The organism is Lentzea sp. NPDC051208, assembly GCF_040682435.1.
Taxonomy (GTDB): Bacteria; Actinomycetota; Actinomycetes; order Mycobacteriales; family Pseudonocardiaceae; genus Lentzea; species Lentzea kristufekii.
Genome location: NZ_JBFBAW010000007.1, coordinates 217927 through 230998, shown reverse-complemented (window position 1 = coordinate 230998; position 13072 = coordinate 217927). Strand labels below are relative to the sequence as shown.

Annotated in this window: 14 protein-coding genes and 1 pseudogene; 2 read left to right on the top strand and 13 right to left on the bottom strand. The window is 69.9% G+C overall.

The window, feature by feature from the left end:
* Positions 1–5: 5 nt before the first annotated feature.
* The 4 genes from AB0M48_RS18985 to AB0M48_RS18970 all read right to left on the bottom strand — a co-directional run bounded on the left by AB0M48_RS18985 (position 6) and on the right by AB0M48_RS18970 (position 3399).
* A complete protein-coding gene (locus tag AB0M48_RS18985) occupies positions 6–545 on the bottom strand; it encodes a sortase (RefSeq protein ID WP_363843351.1) in 540 nt (179 codons plus the stop codon).
* 70 nt (positions 546–615) lie between these two features.
* Positions 616–1347, bottom strand: coding sequence for a hypothetical protein (locus AB0M48_RS18980; RefSeq protein ID WP_363843348.1), 732 nt, complete (start codon positions 1345–1347; stop codon positions 616–618).
* Positions 1348–1363: 16 nt separating this feature from the next.
* Positions 1364–1951 (bottom strand): class F sortase, encoded by a 588-nt coding sequence (locus AB0M48_RS18975; RefSeq protein ID WP_363843345.1) that lies wholly within the window; start codon positions 1949–1951, stop codon positions 1364–1366.
* A gap of 44 nt (positions 1952–1995) precedes the next feature.
* Entirely contained in the window at positions 1996–3399 is a 1404-nt protein-coding gene (locus AB0M48_RS18970; RefSeq protein WP_363843342.1) for an NAD(P)H-quinone dehydrogenase, read from the bottom strand.
* 108 nt (positions 3400–3507) lie between these two features.
* On the opposite strand from AB0M48_RS18970, the gene AB0M48_RS18965 reads away from it, so the two are divergent.
* Complete coding sequence (locus AB0M48_RS18965; protein ID WP_030478530.1) at positions 3508–3957, top strand: gamma-glutamylcyclotransferase family protein; 450 nt, start codon at positions 3508–3510, stop codon at positions 3955–3957.
* Between the two features lie 215 nt (positions 3958–4172).
* Here the strand turns inward: AB0M48_RS18965 and AB0M48_RS18960 are convergent, their stop codons facing one another.
* The 8 genes from AB0M48_RS18960 to AB0M48_RS18925 form a co-directional block, all read right to left on the bottom strand.
* Complete coding sequence (locus tag AB0M48_RS18960; RefSeq protein ID WP_363843338.1) at positions 4173–4979, bottom strand: ESX secretion-associated protein EspG; 807 nt, start codon at positions 4977–4979, stop codon at positions 4173–4175.
* Positions 4979–6202: a PPE domain-containing protein gene (locus AB0M48_RS18955; RefSeq protein ID WP_363843335.1), complete on the bottom strand. Its 1224-nt coding sequence runs from the start codon at positions 6200–6202 to the stop codon at positions 4979–4981. Before AB0M48_RS18955 ends, AB0M48_RS18960 begins: the two co-directional genes overlap by 1 nt.
* Positions 6203–6204: 2 nt before the next feature.
* The gene (locus AB0M48_RS18950) at positions 6205–6570 is read right to left on the bottom strand and encodes a transcriptional regulator (RefSeq protein WP_266039178.1); all 366 of its coding nucleotides are present in this window, start codon (positions 6568–6570) and stop codon (positions 6205–6207) included.
* Positions 6571–6667: 97 nt separating this feature from the next.
* On the bottom strand, positions 6668–7258 hold the full coding sequence (locus AB0M48_RS18945) for a DUF3558 domain-containing protein (protein WP_363843331.1): 591 nt from the start codon (positions 7256–7258) through the stop codon (positions 6668–6670).
* Positions 7259–7264: 6 nt separating this feature from the next.
* A complete protein-coding gene (locus AB0M48_RS18940) occupies positions 7265–7831 on the bottom strand; it encodes a GNAT family protein (protein WP_363843328.1) in 567 nt (188 codons plus the stop codon).
* Between the two features lie 10 nt (positions 7832–7841).
* The gene (locus tag AB0M48_RS18935; protein WP_363843325.1) at positions 7842–8618 is read right to left on the bottom strand and encodes an HAD-IA family hydrolase; all 777 of its coding nucleotides are present in this window, start codon (positions 8616–8618) and stop codon (positions 7842–7844) included.
* Complete coding sequence (locus AB0M48_RS18930; RefSeq protein WP_363843322.1) at positions 8597–8983, bottom strand: DUF1707 domain-containing protein; 387 nt, start codon at positions 8981–8983, stop codon at positions 8597–8599. The genes AB0M48_RS18935 and AB0M48_RS18930 overlap by 22 nt, the downstream gene beginning before the upstream one ends.
* Positions 8984–9137: 154 nt before the next feature.
* The gene (locus tag AB0M48_RS18925; protein ID WP_363843319.1) at positions 9138–10907 is read right to left on the bottom strand and encodes an acetyl/propionyl/methylcrotonyl-CoA carboxylase subunit alpha; all 1770 of its coding nucleotides are present in this window, start codon (positions 10905–10907) and stop codon (positions 9138–9140) included.
* Here AB0M48_RS18925 and AB0M48_RS18920 point away from each other — a divergent pair.
* Positions 10894–11697, top strand: coding sequence for a hypothetical protein (locus tag AB0M48_RS18920; protein WP_363843317.1), 804 nt, complete (start codon positions 10894–10896; stop codon positions 11695–11697). The genes AB0M48_RS18925 and AB0M48_RS18920 overlap by 14 nt on opposite strands.
* On the opposite strand, the pseudogene AB0M48_RS18915 reads toward AB0M48_RS18920, so the two are convergent.
* Positions 11694–12979, bottom strand: a pseudogene (locus tag AB0M48_RS18915) (dicarboxylate/amino acid:cation symporter). The gene AB0M48_RS18920 and the pseudogene AB0M48_RS18915 overlap by 4 nt on opposite strands.
* Positions 12980–13072 lie beyond the last annotated feature (93 nt).

Sequence of the window (13072 nt, the reverse complement as noted above, 5' to 3'; positions counted from 1 at the left end):
CGGGCTTACTGGGCTGGGGCCGCGTGCACGATCACGTTGTCTCGGGTGCCGCAGGTGATCAGTCGTAGGCCCTGTTCGTCCTTGTCGCGTGCGACGGCTTCTGCGAAGAAGTCGTCGCGGATGATCCGTTCGGTGCGCGTCACGGTGAACCTGGCGACCGAACCGTCCTTCTTGGACACTTCGAGCAGGTCGCCCTCGGTCAGGTCGTTCAGGCGGTAGAAGACGCCTCTGGCCTTGTTGCTCTCGATCCGGCCGACGATGATCCACTGCTGCGGTTGTGTCTGGTACCAACCGGCCTGCATGCCCTCGTTGGCGGGCGGCATCTGGACCGCGCCCTGCTGGTCGAGGCCGAGCGCGACCAGCGACGACCGCACGCCGATCCGCTCGATCCGCAGTTCCATCGGATCGGACTTGCCGAGCGGTGACACCACCGGCGGCGGAGCGCTGTCGCTCGTCGCCGCCGACGGTTTCGGTGCCGGTCCCTGCGAACAGGCGGTGGTGGCCAGCGCCACGCACAGCACCGCGATCAAGACACGAGTCCCCACGAACCCATTGACGCACATCTCGTGGGTTAGTTGCGCGTCCGATCGAGACAGGTCCGAACCGTGATCATCATTACGGCGCGGTGCCGCCGGCACCCGTCTCCGGCGCGCCCTTCGGCTTCACGACCGGCTTCGGCTTCGGCTTGGGCGGCGTGGTGGTGGGCGACGTGGTGGTGGGCGGTGTGGTCGTGGGCGGTGTCGTCGTGGTCGGCGGCGTGCCGAGGATCCGGAACGTCTTCACGCTGCGTTCCGGGCGGTTCGCGCACTGGAAGACGACCTCGTAGGTGCCGGGCGTGGTGATCGCCTTGGTGTCACCGCTGAAACGGCCGAAGTTGCCGCCGCGGGTGAACCTCAGCGGCTCCGCGAAACCGGGTGACTCCAGCGAGCCGGCCGTGTGGCAGCCGGTGTGCATGTCGCCGCCCGCGGTGATCGTGCCGCCCGGCTCGACCTCCTCCGGGGACAGGTACCAGATGATCACCAGTGGCAGCACGGTGAACTGGGCGGTGAGCGTCTTGCCGTCGCACTGGACGGACGCCGTGTAGGTGCCCGCCTTGGCGGTGACCCGCCCGACGCCGTACCCCTTGGCTGGATCCTCCGAGCGCGGGCTGAGCACGATCGGACCGTCGAGTCCGGGCGACGTGACCGCGGAGTACGTCTGGCAGGGGCCGGCCAGCGCGGTGATGGTCCTGCCGTTCGCCACGGTCCCTTCCATCTTCAGCGTCGGCTCCTGCTGCTGTGCCGTCGCGAGCGGTGCGAACGCCACGGTCGCCGACAACGCGATCGCGGTGGTCAGGGCTCTTCTCATGTGGTTGTTCCCTCCCTCAGATCAGCGTCGCGTAGACGATGATGTTGTCCCGGTAGCTGCGGGCGGCCTGGTCGTAGCCACCCCCGCAGGTGATCAGCCGCAGCTCGGGGTCGCCGGTGTCGCCGTAGACGGCCTCGGTGGGGAAGCTGCTCTTGGCGATCTGCTCGGTCGCACGCACGCGGAACCGCGCCGTGGTCCCGTCCTTTCTGGACACCTCGACCTCGTCGCCCTCGGTGAGTTCCTTGAGACGGAAGAAGATTCCCGGCTGCTTGTCGCCGTCGACGTGACCCAGGATGACGGCGGGCCCGGCCTCACCCGGTGTGCGGGCGAGCCGATACCAGCCAGCCTGCATCGGTTGCTCGACCGGCGGCACCTCGATCGTCTCGTCCGGGTTGAGTCCCAGCGGGACGAGAGAGGACTTCGCGCCGATCTTGGGAATGCGCACCTCGGTCGGTTCCGACGGAGGCAGACCTCTGTCCACTGAGGACGGTGAGGTGGAGGTCTGCCGGGTCGGAACCGGCGCGGTGGGCAGCGTGACGTCGGGAGCCCTGGCGCAACCGGCCAGCAGCACCAACGCTGTGAACAACCCCCAGAACGGACGCATGCCCCGGACACGTCGGTGTCCGGGGCAGCGTTGCCGTGCGTTACTTAATCGAGATCGTCGTGCCGCATGAGCTGGCGGCCGGCCTCGGTGATGGAGCCCGAGAGCGACGGGTAGACCGAGAACGTCGTGGCGAGGTGCTCGACGGTGAGCTGGTTCTGCACGGCCAGCGCGATCGGCAGGATGAGCTCGCTCGCGTTCGGCGCCACGACGACACCGCCGATGACCACGCCGGTGGCCGGGCGGCAGAACAGCTTCACGAAGCCGCGGCGCAGACCCTCCATCTTGGCGCGGGGGTTCGTGGCGAGCGGCAGCATGATCGTGCGCGCGGGCACCTCACCCGAGTCGATCGCCTGCTGGCTGATGCCGACGCTGGCGATCTCGGGGTTGGTGAAGACGTTCGCGGCGACGGTCTTGAGCTTGATCGGGCTGACGCCCTCGCCCAGCGCGTGCCACATCGCGATGCGTCCCTGCATGGCGGCGACGGAGGCGAGCAGCAACACGCCGGTGCAGTCGCCGGCCGCGTAGACGCCGCTGACGTTGGTCCGGCTGACCCGGTCGACCGGGATGTACCCGCCGCGCCCGAGCTCGATACCGATCTTGTCGAGGCCGATGTCGGTCGTGTTCGGCACCGAGCCGACGGTCATCAGGGCGTGCGACGCCTCGATCGTGCGACCGTCTTCCAGGTGGATCAGCACGCCGTCGCCGACGTTCTCGACCTTGTCCGCGCGGGCGTGCTTGACGACGGCCGTGCCGCGCTCGGCGAACACGTCCTCGAGCACCACGGCCGCGTCGGCGTCCTCGTGGGGCAGCACCCGGTCCCGGCTCGAGACCATCGTCACCTTCACGCCCATCTCGGTGTAGGCGCTGGCGAACTCGACACCGGTGACGCCGGAACCGATCACCGCGAGGTGTTCGGGCAGTTCGGGCAGGTCGTAGATCTGCCGCCAGGTGAGGACCCGCTTGCCGTCGGGCTCGGCGCCCTGCAACACGCGCGGGGTCGCACCGGTTGCGATCAGCACCACATCGGCGTTGAGGACTTCCTCCTCGCCGCTCGCGGCGGTCGCCACGACCTGGTGCTGGGCGAGCCCGCGCGAGTCGTCGACGAACTTCGCGCGCCCGTTGATGAGCCGCACGCCCTCGCGCTGCAGGCGCGCCCGGACGTCCGCGGACTGGGCCAGAGCCAGGCCCTTCACCCGTCCGTGTACGACTGGCAGATCAACGGCTGCCTGCTCGTTGTGAGTCTGAATGCCCAGCTCACCGGCGTTGCGGAAGGCACTGCGAGCGCCCGCGGAGGCGATGAACGTCTTGGACGGCACGCAGTCGTACAGCACGCACGCGCCACCGGCGCCGTCGTTCTCGACGACGGTCACGTCGGCGCCGTGCTGTGCAGCGACCAGGGCTGCCTCGTAACCTGCGGGGCCGCCGCCCATGATGACGATGCGGGTCACGATCAGTCCCTTCTGCGTGCTTGTCGGCCGGCACAACCGTACGCGTTGACCGAATCGACCGTGTCGTCAGTACCTAAAGCTGATCGCCGTGTCGCTACGCTGTCGGACGTGCCGCTCTATGCCGCGTACGGGTCGAACATGGATCCGAACCAGATGATGGAGCGAGCCCCGTACTCCCCGCTCGCGGGGACCGGCTGGCTCGTTGGTTGGCGCATGACGTTCGGTGGCGAGGACCTCGGCTGGGAGGGCGCCCTCGCGACGATCGTCGAGGAGCCAGACCACCAGACGTTCTGCGTGCTGTACGACGTGTCCCCGCGCGATGAGTCGCGGCTGGACCGGTGGGAGGGCGCGCTCGGGCTCTACAAGAAGATCCGGCTGCGGGTGCAGACCCTGGAGGGGTCCGTGGTCGCCTGGCTCTACGTGCTGGACGCCTACGAGGGCGGGCTGCCGTCCGCCCGGTACATCGGGGTGGTCGCGGACGCCGCCGAGGCCGCCGGGGCGCCTGACGACTACGTGAACGACCTGCGGACCCGGCCTTGTCAGGGGATCGGGCCCTGACCTGACCGGTGGTTCCGCAACGCCGTCCGGCGGACGCCTGCCGTCCGCGACGTCGCGCTTGAGCGCACGCGGGGGGGGCTGCGACGGGGGGGGCGTTCCAATGGGCCCTCCCGCCCCGCCCCGTTTGCCCCCCCCGGGGGCGCCTCGTAACGCAACGACATTACCACGCCCCCCCGCGTGCGCTCTGTCGTGGGGGTGTGCGACCACGCGGTCGGTCAGGAGCCGGTGGCCTCCGCCAGCAGTTCCACCAGGTGGTGGTGCATCCGGCGGTAGTCGACGGGCGTGATGGTCGACCAGGGTGCCTGGCCCTCCGCTGCCCGGCGCATCTGCAGGTAGCGGCCCTTCGGCGTGTCGTAGAACGCGACCACGCGGTCCGGGCGGACGCGCTTGCCCCACTTGTCGCGGGCCGCGGCGCCGAACTGGCCCCGGTTCGAGGCGTCCCGGACCATTTCGGCCAGGGTGTGGGCGTCGTCGGCGCGCAGGGCGCCGCGCAGGGCCTCTTCCAGCTCTTCCGGGGTGCTCGCTGAGGCTGCCGCCGCGTCCAGGTCCGCGGACGGCAGGGTGATGGAGTGGCCCTCGCCCGCCGGGGCGGTGGGAAGGGCCGTCAGGGCCTCGCGGGGCAGGCCGTCGGCCTCCGCCGGGCGCAGGATGAGCTGGTCGCCGTCCAGGACCGCCAGGACGCCTGCCTGGCCCTTGCCCGCGGCCAGGACGCGGAGGCTGCGTTCGTGCAGCCACATGCGGGCGTCGATCTCCTGCTGCGGGCGGTTCAGGACGTGCAGCAGGTCTTCGAGGGTCGGGTCCAGGGAACGCGGGCCGCCGAGGCCGCGCGCGCCCAGCTGCAGCCAGACGCGGTCCTCGATGGCCCGGCGTTCCTCGGTGGTCTTGCCCGGTGACGGGACCTTCAGGACGAGCGGCATCGTCTCCAGGCCCAGGTGCTCCCAGAGGACGTCGAACTCCAGCGTGGAGATGACCACCGGGTCGCGCGTGTCGCTCGCCCCGACGTCCAAGCCGAACAGAGTCATCAGTCTGTCGTGCTCTCCCCGATCACGGGCAACGCGTAGCTGCCCACGCCGTAGATGTCGTCGCGCTCGCGGAGGTAGTCGGCGGCCTTGTGCTCCAAGTCCTCCTCGTCCTCTCCCTTGCGCGGGCCCATGCCGCCGAACGGGTCGAACGACTGCGGCATCGGTACGGCCCTGCGGTGGACCTGGTCGTTGTTCGAGGCGCCGACCGTGCCCATCGGGCCCATCGCGGAGCCCGCGTTCGAGACGCCGGCGGCGTGGCCCTGGTTCATGACCGTGTTCATGGCGGCCGCGCCGGAGGCCGCGGTCGCGCCGTCCTCCATCTGCTTCGCCTCGGAACCGGTGGACGAGCCAGGACGGCCGGACGTGCGCTGGCCGGGCAGGCCGATGCCCGCGGTGCCCGTGCCGCCAGGCCCGTTGGTACCGGTGGTGCCGGTGGTGCCTGCCGACGAGAGCGAGGTGTGCGAGCCCTTCAGCGCAGCCGCGCTGCTGGTACCGGTGCCGGAGCCCGAGCTGCGCGTGGTGGTGCCCGGTGCGGGCGTGCCGCTGCGGGGCGGTGGGGCGGTGGCGGAACCGCGCGTGCCGGACGAGGTGCGCCCGCGCGTCGCGCTGCCACCCGTGCCGTTCGGGCCGAGGCCCCAGACAGCGGCCGTGCCGATCTGGGCGCCACCGCCGTGCGTGAGGCCGGTACCGCTGATCTGCAGCTGCGGCGGCTGGGTGAACTGGCCGAGCGTCGAGGTGTTCGCCGTCGTGGACGACGCGTAGGTCGACATGACCTCACGGGCGCGGCGCTCGGCCGCGTCCTGGGCCGCCTCCTGCTTCTCGTGGTCGGTCTGGCCGCCGAAGAGGTGCGTGAGGCCGGTGACGAGGGCGCCGGGCTGCTCGGCGGTCACCTTGACCGGCGCCGGCATGTCCGCGCGGGCCTTCGAGACGTAACCGGCCTGCAGTTCGGCCGAGTAGCGCATGACGTCCGCGCCGGTGCGGGCGCCGTCCGCCCAGGCCGCGATCGGGTTCAGGCCGGCCTGCGCCATGTCGGCGGCCCGGCCCTGCCACTTCGCGCCCGACAGCGAGATGCCCTTGTGCAGGTCGTCGTTGATCTCGGACAGCGCGGACGAGACGCCCTGCCAGCGCTCCATCGACGCGAACGACGCCGAGGCGCCGGGACCCGCGTGGATGCGTTCGTACAGCTCTTTGTGGCTGTAGCCCTGCCAGCGGTGATCGCTCATCGTCAGCACCCGCTCTTGTTCATCATGCCGGTGTTGTCGCCCTCGACCACGTTGTACTGCCGCTCGATCTGGTTGAGGTTGTCCATCGCGGTCTTGAGCTGGCGCTGGTAGTTCAGCAGCGCCTGCAGCGCCGAGTCACCGTCCGCGATCGAACGGTCGTTGAACTTCTCGGCGGCCTCGGCGCTGACCGGGTCGCCTGCCCACGGGCGCACGCGGAACTCGGTGATCGCCATCTCGATCTGCTTGTCGAGTTTGATCAAGGCGGCCGAGAACGTGTTGCGCAACGCGGGAATCGCCTCCGGCTCCACGTTCAACTGGTGCTGGCCGGGTGGCGAGGTGTCTGCCCCGCTACGTCCCCCTGGCGGCATCGTGAAACCTCCGGCGGTTGTGCCTACAAGCGCTTCGACACTCTAACCACTGAAGGTAACGCTGTGGAGTGCGATCAGTGACATCCGCCCGTGTGGGTCAGCGCTTCTGGAGCAAACTGGCCATCGCCGCCTCTGCCACCCGCTGGGCGCCGAGGCAAAGATGATCTTGTTGCACCGCAGTGGAATTGCCTCCGTCGCGGAACATCACGTCGAGGAACTGCCCGTCGGCGACGTCCACCTCGACGTTGCAGGCGTTGCTCACGTCAGGTGTGCGGACAGTAATCGCGGTGAACCCCTCGATCGCGCTCACCGTGTAGTCGACCTGGGCGTTCTCCGAAAGCCACACGTCGGCGCCGGAGACCAGCACGAGTGCGATCCTCGCCACGTTCCCGCTCGTCGTGCTGCGGATCGTGCACGCCCGCGCACCGCCGAAGCTCGGCTCGACGTACGCGCTGGGCGGGTTGTCGAGGCTCAGCGACGTGCGCTGATCAGCGGTGAGCACCGCGCACGGGTCGACCGCGTCGAGCGGCAACGCGCGGGGACGCTGCGGGAAGTCGAGCACCGAGGGCGTCGTCGTGGGGGACGGCGGAGGGGGCGGCGGGGTGGTCAGCGAACTCTGCCGGGGCGGCGCCGTGCACCCGGCCAGCGCCAACGCGACGATGACGATGAGGAGCCCGGTGGTCCGCATGGCCGGTCACCGTAGCTGCTCTGGGAAGGGGTCCGACGCCAGTCGTGACCACAGCAACTGGTCTTCGCGCTGATCATCGACGATCGCCTCCTCGCGAAGACGACCCTCCAGGGTGAATCCGCACTTCTCCGCGACTCGCTGTGACGCCGTGTTCGAGACCGCGTGCCGGTAGGTGACCCGGTGCATCTCCATCGCGCCGTAGACCCAGCCCAGCACCGAGTTCAGCGCGGCCGGCAGCACGCCCTTGCCGCGGTGCCGAGGCTGGCTCCAGCACATCACCTCGGCCGAGAGGAGGTGGTGGTCGACGTTGTGGATGACGATCCCGGCCATCACCTCGGCGGTGACGGCCTCGCACACCGCCCACGACCAGCGGTAGTCCTTCACCCAGCCGTCGGCCAGCAGCAGCACGAGCGTCTCCGCGGACGGCGCGTCGTCCCCGGTCAGTCGCGGCATGTACCGCTTGGTCTCCGGGTCCGCGAAGGCCTCGGCCAGCACCGGCACGTCGTCGATGCGGTCGTCGCTGCGAAAGGCGCGCAGGTAGTACTCACCCGCGTTGATCTCAACTGGCTCCACGGCCAGGAGGCTAACCCTCGCCGGTGAATCCGTCGTGTTGCTCGGCCAGGTCGTCGAGCGCGGCGCGGTGAGCGGACGCCGGCAGGCCGTCCGGCGCGGTGGTCAGCTCGACCACCCAGTCCACGTCCTCGGCGTCGTCCTCGCCCGCCAGCATGTCCCTGTGCACGGCGCACGGCCCCCAACCGGCCTCCAGCAACGACGCCGCCAGCTGCTCGGCCTCGTCGCGGTCCGGCAGGATCAGCAGCACCGTCGGCGGGATCAGCTCGCGCACCGCCAGCGCCGTCCGCAACGCCGCCGTGTCCGGCACGTGCACCCCGTCCAGCCCCGCCGCGGTCGCGGCGGCCGCGTTCTCCGCGTCGTCGTCGCAGAACACACCCGTCGAGTACCCGAGCTCGTCCAGCACCCTGCGGTAGATCGCGGGATCCGGCTTCGCGAGCCCGAGCCGCGCGGAACTGAACACCGCGTCGACCTCGCCGTCGAGCCCGAGCAGTTCGAGATCCGCCTCCAGCCGCGTGGTCGCGTTGGACAGCAACGCCACGAAACACTGCCGCCGGGCCACCCGGACCAGCGCGAGCGCCTCGGGAATCACCTCGCCGGACGTGGCCGCGAACTCCGGACCGACGGCCTGCCGCCACTGCTCGTCGGAGATCTCCCCGGTGATCGCGCGGTGCAGCAAAGACGGCTCGAAGGCGACTTCGGCCAGCGCGGCGGGCAGCGGCGGAAACGACCGCAACACGCCGTCGAGATCGAGCAGCAGCAAGGGTTTCAGCGCCGGCGTCCGTTCCACTGGCCCCACAGGATCGCCACGGCGGGGACGAGGAGGAAGATCAGCGGGTTCTTCACCAGCGCGAAGAACAGGATGACCACGGCGATGCCCACCACGGGCACGACAGCGCTCTCCCAGCGCCGCGCGGGCGCCTTCGCGGGCTCGTTGAACATCGGCACGGGCGCGACGAACTGCGGCCGCGGATCCGGCAGGTCGTAGAACAAGGCCATCAGCTCACCGCGGGTCTTCGCGGTGGTGATCTTCGCGGACCGGTCGCCGTACTCGTTGATGTCGATGCGGCCCGCGCTCATGTGCTCGCCGAGCACCTGCAACGCCTGCTGACGCTCGGTGTCACCGATGCGGATGTCCCTGCTCGGGTCGCTCACGAACTCAATCGTAGGTGAGCGGGCCGGCCGGTCAGTCCTCCAGCGTGCAGATCACTGCCTGCTGCCTCAGCCCGCCCCGACTGTCGGACCCCCTGAGTACGTTGGGTCGCGGGGGACCCACCACCCAGGGGGACCCCCGCGCAAGCCCGCCCGCTCAGTCCTTCAGCTCACAGATCACAGTGCCCTGGGTGATCGGGTCACCAGGCGCAGCCGCCAGACCCGTCACCGTGCCGGCCTTGTGCGCCGTCACCGGGTTCTCCATCTTCATGGCCTCCAGCACCACGATCAGATCGCCCGCCTCGACGGTCTGCCCGTCCTCGACGGCCACCTTCACGATCGTGCCCTGCATCGGCGCGGCCACCGCGTCACCCGACACGGCCGCGCCACTGCCGCCCGCGCGCTTCGCCTTCGGCTTCTTCACGGCGGCGGCAGCAGCAGGCCGCGAACCAACGGCGAGGTCACCAGGCAGCGACACCTCGAGACGACGGCCGCCGACCTCGACGACGACGGTCTGCCGCGGCGTCTCCTCGTCGGCTGCGTCGGCACCACCGGTGAACGGTGCGATCTGGTTGTCGAACTCGGTCTCGATCCAGCGCGTGTGGACGGTGAAGCCCTCGGGCTTCTCGGCCGTGAACGCCGCGTCGCGCACGATCACGCGGTGGAACGGCAGCACCGTCGCCATGCCCTCGACGACCATCTCGTCCAGGGCCCGCCGGGCCCGTGCCAGGGCCTCCCCGCGGGTCTCGCCGGTGACGATCAGCTTGGCCAGCAACGAGTCGAACTGCCCGCCGATCACCGAACCCGACTCGACACCGGCGTCGACGCGGACGCCGGGGCCGGACGGCGCGATGAACGTCGTCACGGTGCCGGGCGCGGGCAGGAAGCCGCGGCCGGCGTCCTCGCCGTTGATGCGGAACTCGATCGAGTGCGCGCGCGGCGCCGGGTCCTCGGTGAAACGCAGCTTCTCGCCGGCGGCGATGCGGAACTGCTCGCGCACCAGGTCGAGGCCCGTGGTCTCCTCCGACACCGGGTGTTCGACCTGCAGGCGCGTGTTGACCTCCAGGAACGAGATCGAGCCGTCCACCCCGACGAGGTACTCGACGGTGCCGGCGCCGTGGTAGCCCGCTTCGAGGCAGATCGCGCGAGCCGACGAGTGGATCGTGGCGCGCTGCTCGTCGGTCAGGAACGGCGCGGGCGCCTCCTCGACCAGCTTCTGGTGGCGGCGCTGCAGCGAGCAGTCTCGGGTGCCGACGACGATCACGTTGCCGTGGGTGTCGGCGAGGACCTGCGCCTCGACGTGGCGCGGCTTGTCCAGGTAGCGCTCGACGAAGCACTCGCCGCGGCCGAACGCCGTGACGGCCTCGCGGACCGCGGAGTCGAAAAGCTCGGGGATCTCTTCGAGGGTGCGCGCGACCTTCAGGCCACGGCCGCCGCCGCCGAACGCCGCCTTGATCGCGACCGGCAGGCCGTGCTCGGACGCGAACGCGATGATCTCGTCCGGCCCGTTGACCGGGTCCTTGGTGCCGGGCACCAGCGGCGCGCCCGCGCGCATCGCGATGTGCCGCGCGGTCACCTTGTCGCCGAGGTCGCGGATCGCCTGCGGGGTCGGGCCGATCCACACCAGACCGGCGTCGATCACGGCCTGGGCGAACTCGGCGTTCTCGGACAGGAAGCCGTAGCCGGGGTGCACGGAGTCGGCGCCGGACCGAGCGGCGGCCGCCAGCACCTTCTCGAACGACAGGTAGCTCTCACCGGGGGTGTTGCCACCCAGCGCGAACGCCTCGTCGGCGAGCCGCACGAACGGTGCGTCGCGGTCGGGATCGGCGTAGACGGCGACGCTCGTCAGCCCGGCGTCACGGCAGGCGCGGATGACCCGGACGGCGATCTCACCGCGGTTGGCGATGAGGACCTTGCGCAGCGACACGGCGTCGTACCTCCTGCTGGACCGGCAATTACGGCTCTGGCTGGTGCCGCAGTCTACGGAAATCGACGAACTCGGAGAGGGAGAGACGGCTCACTTCACATCGATCGTGAGCCCGTCGAGCACAATCTGCGATGTGGGTGGAACCAGGTCCGTGCAGGTGGTCGCCGTCGTCGCCGCCGCGGTCTTCGTCGCGGGACTCGTGTTCGCCTATTTCCAGCGACCGAACGGCACCGATTCAGGTCAGTCCGGCATCGACCCCGGAATGCGTTGCGGTACCACCGTCTGCCAGGTCGTCATCGGCAGATCGGTCGGCGGGGACCTCGTCGAGCTGCTGTCCGGAACGGGCGGCGGGCGGATCAGGGTGACCGGCGAGTCGGGCCCGTTCGTCTTCGAGATGACCATCGCCGAGTCCGGCGCGACGGTGAACGGCCAGTCGTTGCTGTGCTCGGAAGCGACCATCAGCGTGTGCCTCGTGCGCGGCGAGCAGAACGGCAAGGTGCTCGGCGAGGTGCTCATCCGCAAGGACGGCACGTGGTCGCGCGCGCAGGCCGCCTATCTGTCCAGTGCCGGGTACCTAGGGCTGCACGACGTCAACGAGGACGGCACGGCGGACGTCGTCTCGGCCCAGCGTGGCTGCGACGGTCAGTGCAACAACTCGTTCGTGCAGGTGTTCTCGTCGCTCGGGCCGATCATCGGCTGTACGACGCCGGCGCCGGCGCGGGAGCAGCTCGCTGGCTGGCCCGCACCGACGCCGAAGTTGTCGCAGTTGCGCCCTTGCGCGAATTCCTAGGCGTTGACGAGGTCCTTCTCGGCCGGAGCCGCGGGCTCCTCGATCAGGTTCTCGCTGCGCGCCACCAGCACCGGCACGGTGATCTGGCCGGCCACGTTGGTCGCGGTGCGCATCATGTCGAGGATCGGGTCGATCGCGTAGACCACGGCCACACCGGTCGCGATCACCTGCGGCGGCAGGCCGACGACGCTCAGGGTCAGCGTGAGCATCGTGTACCAGCCGGTCGTCCCGGCCGTCGCCAGCGCGCCGAACACGGCGACGACCACGATGCCGACGTACTGCCACACCGAGAGCTGGATGCCGAACATGTTCGCGATGAAGATCGTCGCGACGGCCGGGTAGACCGCGGCGCAGCCGTCCATCTTGGTCGTCGTGCCCAGCGGCACGGCGAAGTTCGCGTACTCGTTCGGCACGCCGAGGTCGGCCGCGGCCTTGCGGGACAACGGCAGCGTGGCGCCCGACGAACGCGACACGAACGCGAACTGCAGCGCCGTGCCGGCCTTGCGGAAGAACTCGACCGGTGAGGTCTTGCCGACGAACTTCAGCAGGACCGGGTAGACGACGAACAGCACGAGCGCGGTGCCGAGGTACACGGCGAGGATCAACGAGAACAGCGGCTTCACGAACGAGTTGCCGTAGGAGGCGACGGCGTTGCCGATGAGGCCGAAGATGCCGATCGGGGCCAGCAGGATGATCCAGCCGACGACCTTCTGGACGAGGTCGAAGAACGACCTCACCAGGTTCGTGAACGGCGCCGCCTTGTCACCGAGCGCGTAGGCGGCGAAGCCGACGAGCACGGCGATGAACACGACCTGCAGCACGTCGCCCTCGGTGAACGCGCTGAAGATGTTGGTGGGCACCAGGTTGTCGAGCAGCGCCTGCCACGAGCCGGACGCGCGCTTGGCGAGCTTGTCGACGGCACCCGCGGCGGGTTCGATCTGCAGGCCCGCGCCGGGCTTGATGATCGTGGCGACCGCGATGCCGATCAGCACCGCGACGAACGACGTGATGGCGAACCACAGGAACGTCTTGCCGCCGAGGCGTGCGGCGGTGCGGCCGCCGCCGAGGCTTCGCAGCGACGCGATGCCGACGACGATCGCGGTGAACACCAGCGGGATGACGGTCAGCTGGAGCAGCGCGGTGAAGGTGGAGCCGATCTTGGCGAGGACGGGCGCGAGCCACGTGCCCTTGCCGAGCCAGCCGGCGAGCGCGCCGAGGACGAGCGGCCTAGAACGGTGAATCCGAAGACTTTGGGCTTGCGGTATGTCTGGACGAACGACACGGGAACATCTCCTGGGCAGGGATGAGCGAAAGGGGGCGTCGGGAGCGGTTAGCTCCGACAGCCCGTGCTCGTCCTGCGTGCCAGGTCGATGTG

Excerpts from the sequence above, each read along its gene's own strand:
- AB0M48_RS18980 (WP_363843348.1), bottom strand. The coding sequence starts at position 1,347 with ATGAGAAGAGCCCTGACCACCGCGATCGCGTTGTCGGCGACCGTGGCG.
- AB0M48_RS18975 (WP_363843345.1), bottom strand. The coding sequence starts at position 1,951 with ATGCGTCCGTTCTGGGGGTTGTTCACAGCGTTGGTGCTGCTGGCCGGT.
- AB0M48_RS18960 (WP_363843338.1), bottom strand. The coding sequence starts at position 4,979 with ATGACTCTGTTCGGCTTGGACGTCGGGGCGAGCGACACGCGCGACCCG.
- AB0M48_RS18955 (WP_363843335.1), bottom strand. The coding sequence starts at position 6,202 with ATGAGCGATCACCGCTGGCAGGGCTACAGCCACAAAGAGCTGTACGAA.
- AB0M48_RS18950 (WP_266039178.1), bottom strand. The coding sequence starts at position 6,570 with ATGCCGCCAGGGGGACGTAGCGGGGCAGACACCTCGCCACCCGGCCAG.
- AB0M48_RS18945 (WP_363843331.1), bottom strand. The coding sequence starts at position 7,258 with ATGCGGACCACCGGGCTCCTCATCGTCATCGTCGCGTTGGCGCTGGCC.